Source organism: Mesorhizobium sp. M0983 (assembly GCF_040318975.1).
Classification (GTDB): Bacteria; Pseudomonadota; Alphaproteobacteria; order Rhizobiales; family Rhizobiaceae; genus Mesorhizobium.
Genome location: NZ_JAMYNH010000042.1, coordinates 1 through 18,673, shown reverse-complemented (window position 1 = coordinate 18,673; position 18,673 = coordinate 1). Strand labels below are relative to the sequence as shown.

The window sequence follows — 18,673 nt, the reverse complement described above, 5'->3', positions numbered from 1 at the left end:
TTAAGCTCAGCCGGCAGCCGCGTCGGTCTTCAAACGGGTGTATTCGAGCAGATAGCGGCCGACTTGCGCCTTTCGTATGTCAGGGTGTTGCAGAACAGCTTGGAGAGGCGCCTCCAAGGATTCCACGGTACATCCCTCCAGAAGGATGAACCAATTGGGCGGCGCATCATAATCCGTGCGCCCTTCACTCTCCGCGGTGCGCACCTGGGTGGCCTCTTCATCTGCCTTGCAAAGATGCGCCCCAGTCAGGAGCGGGAATCGCGCAGTGCTGGACACGAGCGCTGAAAGCTCACTCGTGGCCTGCTGGTCATCGGTTGCCGCAGACTGGAAGCGCACCGTGGCAAGGACGCCACCCTGCCCAGGGCCTTCCGACGAAAGCACTCGCGCAAGCGCGCGGGACGTATTGAGAAAATGCGATGTTGCGCGCCTCGTCCACGGAGTCGGGGCATTGAGCCGCTTGGCATACTCCTCGCCTGTAATGACGTCGAATTGCTCAACTTCATAGAGCGTAAAGAACTCAGGATGGGTTTGCCTATCAGCAGATCGATAGCGTCGGCCCCGCAAAAACCCAGGAATGCCGGTTCTCTCAGGCATGTGCTCGTGTATGTGCCACTGATAGAAGTCCAGGCGCCCCTCCTCTGATATTCCGTTCCAGATGGCCACCATGCCTTTACCGCAAAGCATAGATTTCTCCGCTGTTCTCAAAACTATTGAAGGTCACCGACACGGACGCGAAACCGTCAAACTCGGCTAAAATCTCGTCACCGGGATTTGCGGTATGAAAACCTGTGTAGCTTCCAGTCGTGACAAACTCGCCGGGCCTGAGGGCAAGGCCCCTGTTACGCAGATCGTTTGCCAACATGACCAAGAGGCCAATGAGGTCCCCGTCGGGGTGGCCGCCAGTATCTTGGCAGATCGTAGTTCCGTTAATGACGAGACGAGCCCTCAGGGTTTCAAAAGCCACATTTCGCCAGTTGCTGTTTACCGAGCCAACGACCAGCGCACCGTTCGAGAGCAAATCCGCAATCATCGCATTACGAGGAGTGGAGAAGGTAGTCGCCCAGCGGCTATCTACGACCTCAACTGCCGCGCAGGCCCCGCCGATGGCCTCAATGATGTGCTCTCTCGCGAAGCCGTTTCTCCCGGGAACTGGCTCTTTCGCAAAGCGGAAGGCGATCTCGCATTCGACGCCACCGAGCCCAAAAATCACAGGAGAAATCGATGTCGGACTCCGTAGAAGCCGGCTTTCGACGATGGGGGCCGATATCAAGTCTCCATCAGGCAAAGCCGCGACTTTCCAACCCACAACCGGGAAAGACAATGCACTTACGACTTCGTCCTGAATACTTAAGGCTTGAGCGCGGCTCAGCGCTTGTAACACTGATACCTCGGCCGAAACCCGCTGGCCGCTTCGATGTGCGGCGACGAGTTTCTGAGCAATGACGCTTGCCATTTCGCTTGTGCTGTGTGACATATCATATTATCTGGAACATTGTTCTATCAAGGGGTAGGCCTTTTCTCGGGCGAGGTCAACCGGGCTCGCCAGAAAAATCACCGGACACAACAAGGGCGGCGCAGCCGGAACGGATGAACGATCGTTTCAGCAATGTTGACGCTGAGAGCTCAGTCGAAGGAGAAAGTTCGTGGCGGATACCGCTGTAAATTCCACAGACGTAATCGTCGTCGGAGCCGGAGGATCTGGTCTGTTCGCTGCGATCGAGGCGGCTGAAATGGGCCGACGAGTGTTAGTGCTAGAGAAGAATCGGGCGCCGGGCGGCACGACAAATTGGGCTATCGGTTCCCTCTCGTCGAGCGCATCGCCGATGCAGGCTGCCATCGGCATCCACGACACGCCGGCTGCGCACTTCGAGGATATGGCGCTGTTTCACGGCGCACTGTTGTGCCGTGACAATCCCGAGCTCCGCAGAGCCTTTGTAGAGAATGTTCCAGATACTTTAAGGAAACTACTCGAGATGGGAGTTGTCTTTTTCGGCCCCATGCCAGAACCTCCCCATCGCGCTCCCCGCATGCACAACGTACTGCCAAATTCGCGAGCCTACGCACACGCGCTGTATCGGCGCGCCCGCGAGCTTGGCGTCGATATACGCCTTAATCATCGTGTTCGTCGTCTACTATTCGAGCGCGGGAGGATTATGGGGGTCGAGGCCGAAGCAGATGGCTTGCAGCGTCGTTTCATCGCGCGTCGTGGCGTTGTCCTAGCTGGCGGAGATTTCAGCGCCAATCGAGAAATGAAAAGAATTTATGCGGGCGAAGCAATCGCGCAAGCGGGTGCATTGATTGAAACAAGCACAGGTGATGCGCATCAGCTTGCATTGGACGTTGGTGCTGAAATTGTGAACGGTGACATCGTTAGCGGCCCGCAACTTCGATTTGTGCCGCCCAAGATCAACCTCATGACAATGTTGCCGCCGAGTCGATTTCTGGCATTGCTGATGAAATGGTCCATGGCCAACTTGCCTCAACCTATAATTCGACCTTTCATCATGATGTTTCTTACAACGGTACTGGAACCACAGCGACAGTTGTATGAAAGTGGTGCGATACTGATAAACAGAGACGGGTCTCGATTTGCTGACGAGTGCGACAAGCCTCAGTTCGCCGTACCTCAGCAGCCATACAAAGAAGCGTACATAATATTGGATGGCCTTCTTGCCAAGAAATTCAGCACTTGGCCGAACTATATTTCGACAGCTCCGGGACTCGCTTATGCCTATCTACCAGATTATAAGCGGAATCGCAAAGATATTTATAGTACGGCGAACTCACTAGGTGCGCTCGCCCGAAAGATTGGTGTTCCCTCAACTAAACTCGAGAAAACTGTCTCGGATTACAATAGTAATCCCCGTGCAGGTACGCCAGGGTTGCTGCAGCCGCCCTTCATTGCACTCGGGCCTGTTCGAAGTTGGGTCTTGACTGAAGGGGGACTAAGAATTTCGCCCGCTATGGAGGTTCTCTCGAAAAGTGGAGAAGCCATCCCGGGTCTCTTTGCTGCCGGAGCAACCGGCCAGGGCGGGATTATCTTGGAAGGCCATGGCCACCATTTGGGATGGGCGTTTACGTCTGGGAGGTTGGCAGGCCGAGCCGCTGCCCTTCGGGAGGTGGGATGACTTGATGCACCCAAAGCCCCGACCTAGTCACATTCACCAATAGATCAGAGCGGAACAATGCTTGTGATTCAAACAGGATATGGATGTAGCCTACTAACGTGAATTGCGGCACGCTCAGCCCAGCAGCGTTGTTGCTGACCGATTGTCCGAGATAGTCGTGCGGCTCGAACCGGGTCCAACTCACAAGCACCCATTTATCATGTGCCAGCTGGGCGACAGCTTATCTCGTCATGCAGGTAGATCATGCGCCATCCACTATGGAGAATAGTCCGCTATGGAAAATAGTTTGCTCGTTCCCGTTAATCCGTCAGAAGCCGCGCCTAGCTTCTCGCAGGGTATGATCCTCAAGGGCAGCGGTGTGTTCGTCTCCAGCGGACATGTTGGCACCGATGAGAAGGGGAAAATGGTTGTGTCCTCCTTCGAGGACCAAGTCGTGGCAGTCTTCGAGAGTATTGGTCGTACATTGAGTGCCGGCGGCCTTGGCTTCGAGCACGTCGCGCGAGTGAAGTACTACATCACCGATTTTGAGCCCATGCTAATGGACATCGTTCGAAAGGTCCGTAGCCGCTATCTCAGGGCTGAGATCCCGCCTGCATCAGTTCTAATTGGGATTTCTGCTCTCCCTGATCCCGGCGCGCGCATTGAGGTCGAGGTCATAGCCGTGGTCCCGTGAGGATGTTCGGGCGGCCGACATAAACAAGGACACGCGATCATCGTCAGAGCCGCGCCTCCCGGTCGGCCCGTCCTGTCTTCGCAAGGCAGGGTTGGAGATCGGGCTGGTTCCTCATGGCCTCCAACTCGTGCAGGGCGCGGTGGAAGCCATACCGATAGCCCGACAGTTGCTGGCCGAGGGTGATCGGCAGCGCATCCTGAAAGCAGGTCCGCGAGAGTTTTATCACACCATTGAACTCGGCTTCTTTTGCGACAAGCGCCTCGACGAGGTCCGACACCGTCACCTCAAGCTGCGCCAACAACTTATGCACAGCAAGTTTCATCGCCGACGGAATGACATCGTTGGTCGATTGCGCCATGTTCACATCCGTGTTGGGAACCCTGTCATAACCCTTGCTGCCGGTCAGTGTCTCGTTGACTCGGTTCGCCAGAACCTCGTTGACGTTCATATTGGCGGGGGTGCCGCCGCCGCCATGGTAAATGTCGACGGGAAACTGCGACGGCTCGAAGTTTTCCAGACAATAGTCGCCGGCCGCGACGATCGCCTCGGCGATCTCCTTGGACAGCCCACCAGCCACCACATTGGCGAGCGCGGCGGCCTGCTTGATGCGGATGATGCTCTCGGTGAAGCCCGGAATGTCGGCGATCGTCTTGCCCGAGATAGAAAAATTCTCGCGGGCGCGGAGCGTTTGGATGCCCTAGTAGTGAGTGTTGTCGATGCTCCGGCTACCCAACAAGTCTGTCTCAATGCGCTCACCGTTGCTAACTGCCGACCTGGGCGAAGTCTTGTTCATGTCGATTTTCCTGGCTTGGAGGGAGGCAACTTCAAAGAACCTTGTCCAAGACCCTCTTTGGTCCGCGGATAACTACCGCAAAGCCCTTCCACGGATCGATCAGGAACGATTAAGGCGTCGTCGAATGAGGTCTGCAGCCCTCTCGGCAACCGCGATTGCTGTAGCATTCATCCCGCCAGACACAGGACTGGGGAGGACAGAATTATCGACTACCCTCAGCCCTGACACTCCGCGAACGCGAAGCGAAGTATCCGTTACGCTCGTGTCATCTGAACCCATTTGGCATGTGCCGGCATAGTGAGCGGCCGTTGACCCCACCCGTCGCGCAAAGTCGTACAGTTCGTCGTCCGTTCCTACACCGGGCCCTGGCATCGTCTCGCCTACACTCCACTTTTTGAGGGCATCCATTTCGAATACCCGCCGGGCAGTGCGCAATCCAACAAGCAGTCGCGGCCAGTCTGTTGGCGCGCTAAGGTAGTTCGGACTTATGGCGGGTAACTCTAGGGGGTCTGAGGAGCGAGCCAACACAGTCCCGGTGCTATCGGGACAGGTTAGGAACACTCCGATCGTCATCCCCCCTGCCTTGTCAAGAGCGCCTGGAACTGAAGGCGAAAAACTCACTGGGGCGAACATTAGTTGCAGATCAGCAAACTTTGCTGATGGAGAACTCCTGCAGAAGAGGGAAGCCATACTCGCTCCAAGGGTGAGCAGCCCCCTATTATGAGCGAGGTATTTCAATCCCTCTAGGGCAATGGTCAGGAAATTGTTCATTTCGTTGACCGTAAGGATGCCCTGGGTGCGATGAGATATTCTGACGATATATTGGTCACGGAGATTCTGGCCGACATTCGGTGAAGCATGAAGGACTGGAACGCCAATCTGCTTCAGGTGCGCCGGGTCCCCGATCCCGCTTAGCTGGAGCAATTGCGGCGATCGCAGAGTGCCACAAGAAACAATCAGCTCACGACGTATTTTCACGCGCCGAAGATGTCCGTTTTGGACAAACTCCAAGCCGTCCACCTTCTTCCCAGCGAATAAAATCCGAGCACAAATTGCGTTCGTCTCGACTCGCAGGTTACGACCTTTTTTCAAGGCGGGACGAAGGTAAGCTGAGGCGGTGTTCGCCCTGAAACGACCCTTGCGGTTTTGTTGAAAGAGGCTGGCGCCCTCCCTGACGGGAGCATTCATGTCTGCAACCTCAGCATGTTCCGCCTGGGTCGCCGCTCTTACAAAATCCTGCGCAAGTGGATGAACCGTGCGAAATGGGGCGACCGCCACGGGACCGAAGGTGCCGCGATGCTGGGACGCTTCACCAACAAAGTTCTCTGCCTTTCTAAAGTACGGAAGTAATCCTGCATAATCCCAACCCTCGCATCCCAGGTCCTCAGCCCACCAGTCATACTCAGCAGCTTGTCCTCTCGCGAATAGGATGCCGTTTATGGAACTGCTGCCCCCGAGACCTCTACCGGCGGGAGCAATGATGCTCCGGTCGAGGGTCCTGGGATTCGGCTCGGTCTTGTACATCCAGTTGAAGCGGCGATCCTTCAGCAGGTAGAAGTAGCCTGCGGGAATGTGGATGAAAGGGTTCCAATCCCTGGGACCGGCCTCCAACAACAGCACCGAGCTCTCATCCTCGGATAGGCGAGCGGCGATGACGCTACCAGCAGACCCAGCGCCAGCGACGCAATAATCGGTCTCGAAATCCCAAGCTTTGACCATTCTCGGATCCATACTCGTTCTTTATGGAAAGTGGCCAGTCGACGGGCGCCCGACATCTGCCGACAATCGCGGTTGGCGGTGATTATTAGCGTTCTGGCTGGCACTAGGTTTGGCTAAGCGCAACGCTGCACGTCTCCACGCTCCAAATGGTGCGTCCTATCAACCTTGTGCTCGACAAGTTGTATCAGGTGGACCGAGGACAAGCGGCTTTGTGGTACCGGCTCAGACCTGGCCGTCGCTTGCATTGCGACGAAATTAGCTCATCCCACTATTATTCTTCCGAGAGAGTCGGCACTTACGTATCAATGATTTCGCACTGCCTCGAGATTCTGCTCAACACCGTTGTCGCGCTCTACTTGAAGCGGTAAACACCCATTTTCTCAAAAATCTTGTAGATCTGCTCGGCATATTTATCGAATTCTGGATATTGCCCAAGATAAGCCGGCCGTGGCCTTGGCAAATCGATGCGTATCTCCTCGACGATTTTTCCAGGGGAGTTCGACATGACCAAAATACGGTCTGACAACCCGATTGCTTCCTCGATTGAATGGGTGATGAACAGAACGCTCTTGGAGGTCTCCATCCATAGCCTTTCAAGGTCATGCCGTATTTGCGTCCGTGAAATGGCGTCAAGGGCCCCGAATGGTTCATCCATCAGCAGGACCGAGGGATCATGAACCAAGGCCCGAGCGATGGCGACGCGCTGCTGCATTCCGCCCGACAATTGCCGTGGATAGCGCGTTTCAGCCCCGGAAAGTCCAAGCTTTTGGAACAGTTCCTCCGCACGCTTTCGAGTTGCAGCGCGGTCAAGACGTCGGATTTCTCGCTGAAGAAGGACGTTGTCAATAGCAGTCCGGAACTCAAGCAGCAAATGATCCTGGAATACAATTCCGACATCAGTCATTGGGCTTGTAAGGACTTTTCCGTTGACTTCGATACGTCCCTTCGTTGGTTGAAGCAACCCCGCGATAATTAGCATCAGGGTACTCTTGCCACATCCAGAGGGGCCGAGAATGCTTACAAATTCTCTTTCGCCGATATCGACGCTAACCGGCCCAAGGGCACGGAAATCGCCAAAAGATTTGGAAACATCCGATGCGGCGATAAATCTACGCCTCTCTTGCGCAACTGCGAGAGGTGGTATGCCTTTGACCACATGTGGAGTTGCTCGCATTTGAGTCACTTTGTCGTGCAAACTAGGAATTCCGCTCACTGGTCGCTCCTCCAAGGCATTAGCCACTTTTCTAGGCCAAGTAAGATTCCGGTTAATATTGTTCCAAGCATGGCGGTAGCAAATATTCCAGCGAACATTAAATCCAGGTCCATGTAATCTGACGCTTGCAGTATCATCGCCGCAAGACCTTCATTTGCACCGATGAATTCGGCCGTTATACAGCCTGTCACCGCGTTTACCATCCCGATCTTCATCCCGGTAAAAATATATGGCATCGCTGCTGGAAGTCGAATGAACCGAAAGGACTGCCACGGGCTGGCGCCCATAGATTTCGTGATGAGGTGCAGCCGGGGGTTTACTGATGTGAATCCAGCAATGCTGTTTAACAAGATCGGAAAAAACGTCATCACCACTGTCAAAGTGATCCGGGGTGGAAACCCGAAACCGAGCCATACAATAAAGAGGGGAGCCGTGATCGTCTTGGGTATAATCTCGAAAAAAACGATCACCGGCATAAAATTGCGCCGCAGCGAAGGGTATGAGGCGATCGCCAGCCCCAACGGGATCGCAGTCAACGATGCGATGGTAAAACCAATCACAACGACGTACCCGGTGGCCAGAGCGTGGTAGGCGAGCACCCTCCAATCGGAGACGAACCTGTACATGAAGTCCGTTGGCGCCGGAAAAAGGTATTTTGGCACGTCAAACCATTGGCTGCTGAATTCCCAGGTAACGAGGAGTACAATCAGAACTGATACTGGAGGGATTATCCGTTCAGCCCCTCCCCCGACGCGAAGTCGAAAGGGCCTTGAGATTTCAGCGAACGCGATGGCCATGGTTGTTCTGCTTTTTGATCTTGCAATGAAAGGAAATCGGTGGCGCGCCCAACTGCTACGCGCGCCACCACCCTTTGTGGTCAGGGACATGCAGGAAGCGTGCTCGGAAGATAGGCTTCGGTGTACATCGCTTCGATGCCGCCATCGCCCAGGGACCCAAACGTCGCGGTGAGAATCTCTCCAGTCATGGCCCAATCATCGGCAGGAAGCTTACCAAGACCTGGCGCGCCAGGTGCACACCACGCAGGAATTCCGTATTTTGTCAGCTCCTCCAGCAGTGCTTCCTTAGGCGCGGAATCGGGATAGCGCTCCCGGAGGGCATCGACGGCAGCCTCCGGATTCTCGATTACCGCCGCGTACCCTCTGAGGGTCGCATCGAGGAACTTTGTATAGAATTCGGGATTTGCTTGGAGCTTGTCCTCTCGGGCGATCAGGCTCAGCCCAGGCATCGATGCACCCCAGTCCTTATAGTACATCTGTTTCGCCTCAATCCCCCGCTCGGCGAGCGGGATCATAATGTCGCCGGGCGACGCCGAAACACCATCGACCTTCTTCTCCGCCAAAAGACCGATTCCCCCTGCGCCAGAGACCATTTGAATATCGATCTTTGATTTATCGACGCCATTCACACGGACCATCGTATCAAAGAGCGGCATGTCCGCAGTGCCAGGCGCAAGAACGATCGTTTTCCCTTCCAGGTCCTTCGGACTTGAGATGGGCGTATCCTTGAGAGAGGTAATGCCCCAATCCCCCACCTGCCAAATTGGCGCGATGATTTTGAGTGGCGCTCCCTTTGCTGCAACCCCAATCGCGCTTGAGGCGGCGGCAAGCCCCACATCGGTACTGCCACCTGCGACGAGTTGCGACGTCGCCCCCGACCCCTTTCCTGGTTCTATCTCAAGCTCAATCCCGACATCTTTATAGTACCCGAGAGCATCGGCGTAGAAAATCCCGATGCCTGAAACATCGGGCAGCCAGTTGAGGCTTAACTTGGCCTTTTCTGCTGCTACTGCTGGCGAGTTCGCGACAGCCGCAAGCATAAAACATATTGCGGCAGCTGAGGTCCGGTACCTTCGAAATTTCAACATGTGTTCCACCTTCTGGCTGTTGATTTCACCTTGCCTCTCAATCCCGGTATTTTCTTAAGACTCTTTGTTCCGGAAACTGAGCAATTGCATTAAGCAGGACCCCCAGGGCTGCTGTTATTAGCACGACCGCAAAAACCTGGACGGAGTCCCTATTCCTAACGCCCCGCAATGCCGCGTATCCGAGGCCTTCGTTTGAGGCTATGAATTCGGCGACTACGGAGACCGTGACGGCAACGGCCAAAGATATACGAAAGGCGCTCATCAAGTAGGGAAGCGCCATAGGCCAGTCGACGTGTCTCCAGGTTTGAAGGCGGCTCGCCCCCATGGTCCGTGTGACGAAGAAAAGTCGGTCGGGTGTGCTTCGTACCCCTGCAATCGCGTTCACCGTAACGGGGAAGAAGACGCTGAAGGCAACCAAAATCCAAGTCGAAGCCAGCCCGTATCCGAGCCAGATGATCAGGACCGGTATAATCGTGATCAGCGGCATGGCCTGAAGGAAAACGATGAAGGGATACAGAGATCGGTCCAGCCATTGTATTTTCGCGAGCGCGAAGCCAACCGGAATGGCAGCTGCGACGCCAGCGCAAAAGCCGATAGCAATGAGCTTAAGTGTGGAAGCGGTGGCAGCCAAGAAATAGCCCGGCCTATCGACGATCCAAACCACAACGAGATCGGGACTCGGAAGAATGTAATCCGGAATTTTCAGATACCGAACCGCAGCGAACCAGATCGCTCCCACTGCCAAGATCCAGAACGATGCTAGCAGCCACTCTGGCAGGTTGATCTTCTTTCCCGGAGGTTCTGGCAATCCGTCCATCGAACTCACTTGAAACGTCTATTCATCTGGAACATCGTTCCATGATTATCTCTTTCCGTAGCTCAGTCAACAGGGAAAATGGGGACCTCAAAAAATCACGTTCCGACACGGATGGGAGAGTTCACACCGCGAGTGAGTTCTGATGAGCGCGCCAGCGGGCTGGGGCCCGGCACTCAACCGTCACCTTAACGACATCCTGTTCTAAGCCTAAGCTAAAGCTAGGCCGCCAGGCTCGGCGGCTGGCGGACCGGCCGATCACGCCCGAGAGCGCCAAGCCGCCAGCCAGTGATTTGGCGACCGTGATTAGGTCGGATTCGCTCCCCGAATGCTCGGCGCCGAACATCTTCCCGGTGCGCCCAAAGCCGGTCTGCACCTCGTCGGCGATGCAGGATGCCGTGCTGGTTGCAGATCGCGCGCAACTGCTCAAGGAGCTCGGGCGGGTCGGGAGGGAACCCGCCTTCGCCCTGAACCGGCTCGATGATGATCGCGGCGACGTTCTCCGGCCCGATATCGGCTCGAAACACGTAGTCCAGCGCCTTGAGGGTATCGGCGACGCTGGTGCCGTGATGCGGGACCGGGAACGGCACATGGAAAACGCCAGGCGGGGCGATGCCAAACTTGTATGGCGCCACCTTGCCGGTGAGCGCCATAGTCACGGTCGTCCGGCCATGAAAGCCGCCGGTGAATGCAATGGACCCCCGCACGCCCGGTCGCGGCGCTGGCGATCTTGACGGCGTGAGTCCCGCCTGGCTCGCGCGGAACGGAATGCCCGTCTCGATCGACGAGCTCATGCAGCTTCTGCTCATCCACGAGGAATCCTATGCGCAATGGACGAGCTGGTTCATGCAGGCCGGGTGAAGCTCGATCGGCAGCTCAAGGGGCCGCGTCTGTGGGATGCCAATCTCGGTTTCGATACCGTCCTTGCCGGCCAAGGCGCGGCCCTGACCAGCAATCTGATGGTCGCCGAGGAGATCAGCCAGGGACAGCTTGTCGAGCTCTTCGACACCCACGTTCGCGTTGGAGGGTACTACCTCGTGACAGCCCCGAATGCGCACGACGAGCGGATAGGACGGTTCGGTCGTGGATCGCCGGTTCACTGGCTGGTTACCAGAAAGCCGGCGGTCGAAGTCCGCGCCAGGGGCGCCGGCGCTAATGTAACCGTGTGTGGGAGTGTTGGTATTGCAGAGCGATGGAGACTCAGGGCGATCCATCCTGACCGATGCTTGCCGGCAACTCCACCCGAATGCCCCCCTCGTTCGGATCGGCCGTGTCCGGCTCCGCTGACGGAGCGGCCTCCGCTGGGCGTCGGCTCCGCTTCGGTTGCCGCGCTTTCCTGAGTCTCAACACCAGCAACCCAGCGGCTTTGGCCACACGTATGCGCCGTCGAACTGCCCTGCTCGCAAGGCCTTGAGCGCTTCTAGAAGTGCTGTCCCGTCTTCTGCGCCGTTGTCGTGAGCGACAATTTCGATAAACCTCGCCGAACAGCGGCCTATGGGGATATTTCGCCAGCTGATTCTCCGTTCCAACCTCAGCGATTAATCTCTCGACGCTCGCCGGTTTCAGGCCGGGACCCGGCGCATTTCTGGATGAGGCGGCCTTGACCAGGGGGAGCTCCCCTGTTCATCTGTTGAAGGCGGTGATGAGAGGCAGCCCGAAGAGCCGTGCCCAGGCGATCGTGCTGGCGTTCCGGATGGCGACGATGGAGGTGTCGGCGGTCCACCAGCCGTTGCCGGCGGCGACGATAGCGTCGGGCGCGTGCAGCATCGACTGCAGGACGGGCCAGATGACGAGCTGCTCGTAGCAGATCAAAGGCGCGATCCGGCGGCCAGCGAGCTCGACAACGGGATTGGCGAAGAGATGTGCCGTGCGCCGCCGCCTTGCCCCACCAAGCCGCGCCAAGGCTGCCACATCGAGACGGGGACCGGCATGCGCTCGCGATAGAGAATGCCGGCCTCATGTGCCGAGACTTCGATCAGGACGTTGTCATATCCCGACGGACCGACGAGCGCTGCGCCCGCGATCACGCTGACGCCGCTGCCGCTGAGAGCATCGCGCCAAAAGTGCTCAACGCTCGGCGTCCAGAATCCAAGCGCGCCTGCGGGAAGCACGACGATCTCTTTGCCCTGCTCCGCTACGCGCATGACTGTAGCGATCAGGTCACGCTGCCGTCCGAGTGAGTTATCGCGACCGAGGCTTTGCCCCATCTCGAGGTCGACGCCACGGAACCCGTTGGGCGCGGGCGGCGCCGTCCATGTTGCGGCGGACCATAGCCAAAAGCCTGCCAACGCGATTGCCGCAGCCGGCCACGTTCTCCTGGTCATGGCGAGCAGGCCGACTGCGGTAGCCGCGAGGCCAAGCCACCCCCAACCGGAAAACAGCACGCCGGCTGACGTCAGCGGATGCGCCCAGCCGACGATCCCGAAGGGCGGCACCGCCATCAGCACAGCCGCCAGCGCGAACCGCACCGCCCTTCTCCCTCCCGGACGCTTCGTCGAGAGAGCCGAATGGATGGCAACGAATGACAGCGAGGCGGCGAGCCATAGCAAGAGGCCGGGCCAGAGATCGGAGCCGTAGAAGTTGGCCACGCCTTGCGGCAGGCCGCGCGAGGACGCCAGGAAATAGGCCGCAGAGAAAAGCGCCGCGACAATGCGGTTCCGCGCCGTCGCCCACAGCGCCGGAAAGATCATCGCCAGCGGCAGCGTCAGCGGATCGCCGCTCCAGGCAATGGCGCCGGCGAGCGCGGCGAGCGCGATCAGCATCGCACCGTGCGCCATCTCATGGATCGACGGTAAGGAGCGCGCGGGCGCGGCCGAGCAAGCCGAGGGCGGGATCGGCCCGAAATATCGTGAGTCATAGGAGCCTGCAAAATCAGAATGAAGGAAGAGTAAGCCGCCCGGCACCTGCTCGCCGAGATGGGGCGTGAGCGCCCTGCCCGCAGCGTCGCATGGGCGAAGATCGGAATGGGCGAGTGGCCAGCCGTCGATCGAGACGGCGGTGCCGATCGCAATCGTCTGGCCTTGTGTTGCGACGACCGTTTTGATCAGCGGATTGAACCAGCCGGGGCAGAGCCCGCGGCCGAGATAACCGCGCTCCCGCGCCATCCGGAACGCCGGCGTGTCCGGTGGGCAGATGAAGACGAGGTCGCCCGCCTGCGCCGGGCGTTCGAGCGGCTCGATGCGCCACAGCCCGAGCGGATAGCTGCGCGTGAGATTGAGGCGAAGACCGCCGAGCCAGGCGATGCCGGCAAGCATCACGAGGCCCGCTACTGCGATCGCGATGATGACGAGGGCGCGCCGCTGTTTCATTACTTCAGCACCGGCGTCTGCCGCTGCGTCTGGCGCAGTGTTTCCGACTGCTTCAGGGTTTCGGTGGTGCTCATGGGCGGCGAGCTGCTGCGCCGTGCGCATTACCGGCCAGGCCTCTGCCAGCTTCTGCCGCTCGCCCGGCGCGAGACGCTCGGCCGCCTTCTCGACACGGCTCGCGCGCCGCATTGGTCAACAGCGTGCGCTCGCCGAACCGTTCCGCGATCGCCTTGTTGAAACCGTCGATTTCCCCCTTCACCTCGCGGCTGGAGATCGCGTAGCCGAGTGCTGCCGGCAGGTCGTGCGGTCGATCGCGTCACGCACCCGCTCGAGCACGCGATGCGCCGCCGGCGAGAGCGCCGGGATATCGATGGAGACGCGACGGCGCATCGCCTGCTCCTCGGCCTCAAGCTTCTGGGCGGCAGCCTCGCGCAGGCTGAGATAACGCTCGATATCGCGCTTCAGAGCCGGCACATTGAGCTCGGCGACATGCCGGTCCTCGCGGTCCGCCTTGCCGGCAAGAAGACCGGTCCTGCCCTTGAGCGCGCCGAGCGTCGCCGGCTCGGAGACAAGCCGCTGCAGCGCTTCCTTCGCCTTGGCCGGGTCCGACAAGACCGCGTCGAAATTCATCGCCCGGAACGCAGCCTCCGGATCGGCGAAGACGTAGCGGAACCGCGTTGAGATCTCCTCTCATCGCTTTGATACGGCGGGATCGGCGCTAAGCTTTTCCTCCACCGCGTCCCTTATCGATCTGGCAAACAGGGTGACACCGGCGACCATCGGTGCGGCCTCCTTCGGGGTCTGGCTTATGGGTTTATCGAAAAGTCCGAGACGCTCGCCGAGGCCGCGCAGGCGCAACGCCAGTTCGGCAAGTTTTTGTTTCTGCCGGATCGTCCAGTCGAGATGGTCGCTGAGCAGCGTGCGGGCGACGCGGACGATATTGAGGCCGCGGTTTTCGGCGAAGCGCAGCGCCTGCCTGTAGAGCGTCCCACGTTCGTAATCGAGCGTCGTCTCCTTGGGCCGTGCGCGGGACAGAACCTCGGCCAGCCCGCCGTTGAAGGCGAAGGAGCGGCGGCCGTAATAGAGCGCCATGTCCTCGCGATGCCGGGTCATCGCGACATAGGTCAGGTGGCGGTCGAGCGAAAGGGAAGCCAGCACCTTCACGCGATCGACGGTGGCGCCCTGGGCTTTATGGATCGTGGTGGCGTATCCGTAGTCGACATTGCGGTAGAGGGTCTGATCGACGGCGACGGAACGGCGCTGGTCGCCTTCGCCGATTGCCACGACGACGCGGTTCGGCGCGGCCTCGACAACCTTGCCGAGCATGCCGTTCTTCACGCCAAGCGCGCTGTCGTTCTTCAGAAAAACTATTCTGTCGCCGACATCGAATTTTAGCACGCCGTCCTCGGTGCGGAACGCATGCCCCTCGCCGACAACGCCGCGCGCCACCAGGTTCTCGCGCGCCATGGTGTTGAGCGTGCGTACGTCGCGGCGCAGATGCGCCAGGATGAGCGAGGTCTTGCCGGGATCGTAATCGCGATCCCAGTCCGCGATGAGATTGGCGACAGCTTCGGCCTTCAGCAGCGACTCCATCCCTGCTCTTCATAAACGTGGTTCGCGGTGCGCCCCCGCGAACGTCAATCCCTGATCCAAAGCCGGGGGTGGGAAACTGTACTCAGACAGTCCTGCGACCTTTAGCACCGAGGCGCCTGGCATACGTCACAGGCCCCGGCCTAAGGCCAGAGGATCGTTGGTGCCTTCCCGGTTGGCACCGACCGCTGAGTAGGGGTTTCCACACCCCGGGGCAGCGCGTACTACCCTTCGCGCCGCCTCATAGAGAGGTTAGCCTCCGTTTGCCAGTGTCGTCCCGATCACGCGCACGAGCCAAGGTCCGGTTACGGTCGGGGCCCCGCCGAGCCGGCGTCTTCCAATTCCTATTGATCGTCACCCCGCGACGAGAGGCGTACAAGTCGGTACTTCTGTCGCTGTTGCCGCTCGAATGCCCAGCCTCAGATCAGCTTGAGCTTCGTCGCGCGGGCGGTTGCCTGCGCGAGGCTTCCGGCGTCGAGGGCCTTGCGGGCATTATTCAGATGGAAGTTCACTGTCGCGAAGGACATACCCTCGATCGCCGCGATTGCTCTCATCGATTTGCCCTCAGCCGACCATTTGAGGCAAAGAGCCTGCCTGGCGGTGAGCTCGACTTGAACGCTCGCCGTCGGTTCGGCCTCCTGCTGTTCGAACTTCGCGTGGAGAAGCGCAACAGCTGTTACAGCCGCAAGCTGATCGATGTCGCGCTCCAGCGACAACGACGGCTTGCGCGATGCAACCGTCAGCATCGACATGTGGCCGAACGCCGTCTTGAGCGGGATCGTGACGCCCGACCGGATGCCGAAATCGCCTGCCTCAGCATAGAAACTGCGAACTCGCCCTGATGATACCCTTCTTGGGCTTTCAGCCGCCCAAGTGAAGGCCTCCATTTTTGCCCGCGCGGTAGTGACTACTGGATCGACATCCTTGTAGCCGCGTCCCAAATAACGCTGCCGCCACTCAACCGGGTAGTTCGATACCGCGTAGGTCCGCACCGGTTGGATGTTGAGGTAGGCATAGCAGTCGAAGCCGAGCTCATGGACCGCATGGGTGAGCGCTTCCTTCAACATAGCCTCTGTTATTGCCAGTGACGAGATATCGGACAGCTTGTGGAACCAGGTTCTCAACACTCGAACCTCCTGTTCGGTCTTCTCCGTTTTTGGTGCCTTGATTTCCGCTGAAAACCACCTGGTGTTGGCATTCCGATATCGTAGCTCTCAAAACCTCGGTCGCGGATGCGCTGCAACCACTCCCATGGAGCTCTTTGAGAATAGCGCCCCGCCGGTGGGGAGGGCACCGGCAGGGCGCGCCGCACGTAGGTCTCGGTCGCGTGACGACCGGACAGCGGCGGCAGGCAGCAGCTTCAGCGAGAGAAATCGCCCCTTCTGATCTCACCAAATTCCGGCATCGCCTCGTCGTCGCCTTCAAAGCGTTCTGCGATTGGGGCTCAAAGGGATTGCGGACCGACGAAGCTAAGCGGCCAATCGACGCCTCTTGAAGTCTCTAATGATCTCCCGGGCGGCGTTGTGGCCGGGCATACCAGATACGCCGCCTCCAGGATGAGTTCCGGAGCCACACATATAGAGGTTAGGTATGGGACCGCGATATTGAGCATAACCCCCGACTGGTCGCATGGAGTAGAGTTGATCAAAGTGCAGAGCGCCGTGGAAGATATCACCGCCGACTAGGCCGAACTCGCGCTCCAAGTCCAATGGTGTCAGTACCTGGCGACCGAGAATGCTCGATTCAATGTTCGGAGCATACTTACCAATCGTCGCAATGATAAGGTCAGCCACTTCTGGCTTTACGTCGTCCCACGTTTTGCCGCCAGAAAGCTGGGGATTGAAGTGCTGGCAGAAGACGCTCATAACGTGACGCCCCTGTGGGGCAAGGCTTCCGTCATAAAGGCTCGGAATGTTCATTGAGACTACCGGCTCTTTTGACCAAGCGCCGCGCTTAGCATCGTCGTATGCGCGTTCGAGATAGTCGAGCGACCATGCTATGTGAATTCCGCCGCTGAGCGCCGTTGTAGGGTCGGTTGCTTGGTCCAATCCGTTAAAGCGCGGCATCTCCGACAGAGCGAGATTCATCCGAAAAGACCCGGAGCGGCAACGCCATCCCTGGATTTGGCGAAGGAACTCGGAGTCGAGTGCTGATTGATCGATTAGCTTAAGATATAGCAACTTTGGGCCTACGTTGGCGGCGACGGCACGTGCTCGAATGACACTGCCATCTTCCAACACAACACCCCGTGCAGCCCCTCTCTCCACGATTACTTCGCGTACCCCAGAACTTACGCGTATCTCGGCGCCCTTCGACTCGGCGGACCGTGCCATCGCTTGAGTGATTGAGCCCATGCCGCCAATGGCGTGTCCCCACGCACCCTTTTTGCCGTTGATTTCTCCCAACGCGTGATGGATGAGGACATAGGCACTCCCCGGGTGATAGGGGCTGACCATGTTTCCGACGATCGATTCGTATCCGAGGTTTCCCTTGAGGGGATCGAACTCGAACCATTCGTTTAGGTAATCGCCGATACTCATCGTCATCAAGTCTATGAACTCTCGTTGCATAGCTGGTTTCAGTTTCCGGAAGCGGTTACCTGTGGTCAGGAGAGTGAGCAGGTCCCCGAGCCCACCGCCGATGTTTGGAGGCGTTTCAAGCAATGTGCCTCGAATTACGTCAGCAATAATTTGCAATTGATCATCGAAGACGCGAAACCGTTCGGCATCGCAGCGTGAAAATTTGGCGATCTCGCGCACTGCTGCGTCGACGTCTCCAGGTACGACCATGGCGCCGCCATCAGGCAAAGGTAGGTAGCTGGAGCTAGGCCGTTCCACGATTTTCAAGCCGTGGGCTCCGAGCTCCAAATCGCGGATAACTTTCGGATGAAGTAGGCTCACAACGTATGAGCAGACTGAGTTGCGGAAGCCCGGGTGGAACTCTTCAGTGACCGCCGCGCCTCCAACAACGCCGCGTCTTTCCAGCACAATCGTCTTAATCCCGGCGCGAGTTGTGTGCGTCAAGTTCTGCAAAATGGCGTGGCATTGCGTTGACGTTGGCGTGTCCGCCGCGCAGCCCCCGTGTTTAGCGGAGCGGCGGACACATGACGGTGCTCAGGCGGCCAAGGCCCTCAGGCTCTCCTTCTTGTGCTCGCGCAGATGATCCATGTTGAGATAGCGGGTCGCCTCGAGCCAGTTCTCGTGGATCTCCACCGCCAATGCCCGAACCAGCCGCAGACAGCTCCGCGGGTTGGGGAAGATGCGAACGACCAGGGTGCGCCGCTTGATCTCCTGGTTCAGCCGCTCCAGCATGTTCGTCGACTTCATGTGCTTGTGGTGAGCTAGCGGCAGCCGATAGAAGCTCAGCGTCTCCTCGATGTTATCTTCCACCCAGTTGACCAGCTTCGGGTATTTGGCCTGCCATTTGGCGATCCACTGCGCCAGGTCGCGCTTGACCTCGGCAAGGTCGCGCCGGTCGTAGAACCATCTGAGCTCCATCAGGCAATCGTCGTCGACCTTGCGCGGCACGTAGTCGAGCGCGTTTCTGAGGAAGT

14 protein-coding genes and 4 pseudogenes are annotated in these 18,673 nt (G+C 58.4%); 2 read left to right on the top strand and 16 right to left on the bottom strand.

Annotation, left to right across the window (positions count from 1 at the left end):
• Window positions 1-6 precede the first annotated feature (6 nt).
• Both NKH71_RS32335 and NKH71_RS32330 read right to left on the bottom strand, forming a co-directional pair.
• The gene (locus NKH71_RS32335; RefSeq protein ID WP_352896292.1) at window positions 7-684 is read right to left on the bottom strand and encodes a hypothetical protein; all 678 of its coding nucleotides are present in this window, start codon (window positions 682-684) and stop codon (window positions 7-9) included.
• Window positions 671-1,453, bottom strand: coding sequence for a 2-keto-4-pentenoate hydratase (locus NKH71_RS32330; protein WP_352896289.1), 783 nt, complete (start codon window positions 1,451-1,453; stop codon window positions 671-673). The genes NKH71_RS32335 and NKH71_RS32330 overlap by 14 nt, the downstream gene beginning before the upstream one ends.
• A 190-nt stretch (window positions 1,454-1,643) precedes the next feature.
• Here NKH71_RS32330 and NKH71_RS32325 point away from each other — a divergent pair, with 190 nt between their 5' ends.
• Both NKH71_RS32325 and NKH71_RS32320 read left to right on the top strand, forming a co-directional pair.
• The gene (locus NKH71_RS32325; protein WP_352896286.1) at window positions 1,644-3,128 is read left to right on the top strand and encodes an FAD-dependent oxidoreductase; all 1,485 of its coding nucleotides are present in this window, start codon (window positions 1,644-1,646) and stop codon (window positions 3,126-3,128) included.
• A 274-nt stretch (window positions 3,129-3,402) separates the two neighbouring features.
• Window positions 3,403-3,801, top strand: a complete 399-nt coding sequence (locus tag NKH71_RS32320; protein WP_352896283.1) for a RidA family protein — start codon at window positions 3,403-3,405, stop codon at window positions 3,799-3,801.
• A gap of 43 nt (window positions 3,802-3,844) precedes the next feature.
• On the opposite strand, the gene NKH71_RS32315 is transcribed toward NKH71_RS32320, so the two are convergent.
• The 14 genes and pseudogenes from NKH71_RS32315 to NKH71_RS32250 all read right to left on the bottom strand — a co-directional run.
• The gene (locus tag NKH71_RS32315; RefSeq protein WP_352896322.1) at window positions 3,845-4,495 is read right to left on the bottom strand and encodes a lyase family protein; all 651 of its coding nucleotides are present in this window, start codon (window positions 4,493-4,495) and stop codon (window positions 3,845-3,847) included.
• Between the two features lie 198 nt (window positions 4,496-4,693).
• Complete coding sequence (locus NKH71_RS32310; RefSeq protein WP_352896280.1) at window positions 4,694-6,313, bottom strand: GMC family oxidoreductase; 1,620 nt, start codon at window positions 6,311-6,313, stop codon at window positions 4,694-4,696.
• Window positions 6,314-6,665: 352 nt separating this feature from the next.
• Window positions 6,666-7,526: an ABC transporter ATP-binding protein gene (locus NKH71_RS32305; protein WP_352896278.1), complete on the bottom strand. Its 861-nt coding sequence runs from the start codon at window positions 7,524-7,526 to the stop codon at window positions 6,666-6,668.
• Window positions 7,523-8,323: an ABC transporter permease gene (locus NKH71_RS32300; protein ID WP_352896276.1), complete on the bottom strand. Its 801-nt coding sequence runs from the start codon at window positions 8,321-8,323 to the stop codon at window positions 7,523-7,525. The genes NKH71_RS32305 and NKH71_RS32300 overlap by 4 nt, the downstream gene beginning before the upstream one ends.
• Window positions 8,324-8,403: 80 nt before the next feature.
• Window positions 8,404-9,363: an ABC transporter substrate-binding protein gene (locus NKH71_RS32295; protein ID WP_352896274.1), complete on the bottom strand. Its 960-nt coding sequence runs from the start codon at window positions 9,361-9,363 to the stop codon at window positions 8,404-8,406.
• 85 nt (window positions 9,364-9,448) lie between these two features.
• Window positions 9,449-10,228, bottom strand: a complete 780-nt coding sequence (locus NKH71_RS32290; RefSeq protein ID WP_352896272.1) for an ABC transporter permease — start codon at window positions 10,226-10,228, stop codon at window positions 9,449-9,451.
• Between the two features lie 220 nt (window positions 10,229-10,448).
• Window positions 10,449-10,966: pseudogene (locus NKH71_RS32285) on the bottom strand (aminotransferase class III-fold pyridoxal phosphate-dependent enzyme); the annotation flags it as partial.
• 80 nt (window positions 10,967-11,046) lie between these two features.
• The gene (locus tag NKH71_RS32280) at window positions 11,047-11,325 is read right to left on the bottom strand and encodes a hypothetical protein (RefSeq protein ID WP_352896270.1); all 279 of its coding nucleotides are present in this window, start codon (window positions 11,323-11,325) and stop codon (window positions 11,047-11,049) included.
• A 523-nt stretch (window positions 11,326-11,848) separates the two neighbouring features.
• Window positions 11,849-12,987, bottom strand: a pseudogene (locus NKH71_RS32275) (conjugal transfer protein TraB).
• A 117-nt stretch (window positions 12,988-13,104) separates the two neighbouring features.
• A pseudogene (traF, locus tag NKH71_RS32270) lies at window positions 13,105-13,479 on the bottom strand (conjugative transfer signal peptidase TraF); the annotation flags it as partial.
• 53 nt (window positions 13,480-13,532) lie between these two features.
• Window positions 13,533-15,111, bottom strand: a pseudogene (locus NKH71_RS32265) (BID domain-containing protein); the annotation flags it as partial.
• 428 nt (window positions 15,112-15,539) lie between these two features.
• The gene (locus NKH71_RS32260; protein WP_502900452.1) at window positions 15,540-16,244 is read right to left on the bottom strand and encodes an autoinducer binding domain-containing protein; all 705 of its coding nucleotides are present in this window, start codon (window positions 16,242-16,244) and stop codon (window positions 15,540-15,542) included.
• A 345-nt stretch (window positions 16,245-16,589) separates the two neighbouring features.
• Window positions 16,590-18,152 carry a phytoene desaturase family protein gene (locus NKH71_RS32255; RefSeq protein WP_502900449.1) on the bottom strand — a complete coding sequence of 521 codons (1,563 nt, stop codon included), beginning with the start codon at window positions 18,150-18,152 and terminating at the stop codon, window positions 16,590-16,592.
• Between the two features lie 81 nt (window positions 18,153-18,233).
• Window positions 18,234-18,673, bottom strand: a 440-nt coding sequence (locus NKH71_RS32250; RefSeq protein ID WP_352896267.1) for a transposase, incomplete at its 5' end; no start/stop codon positions are given.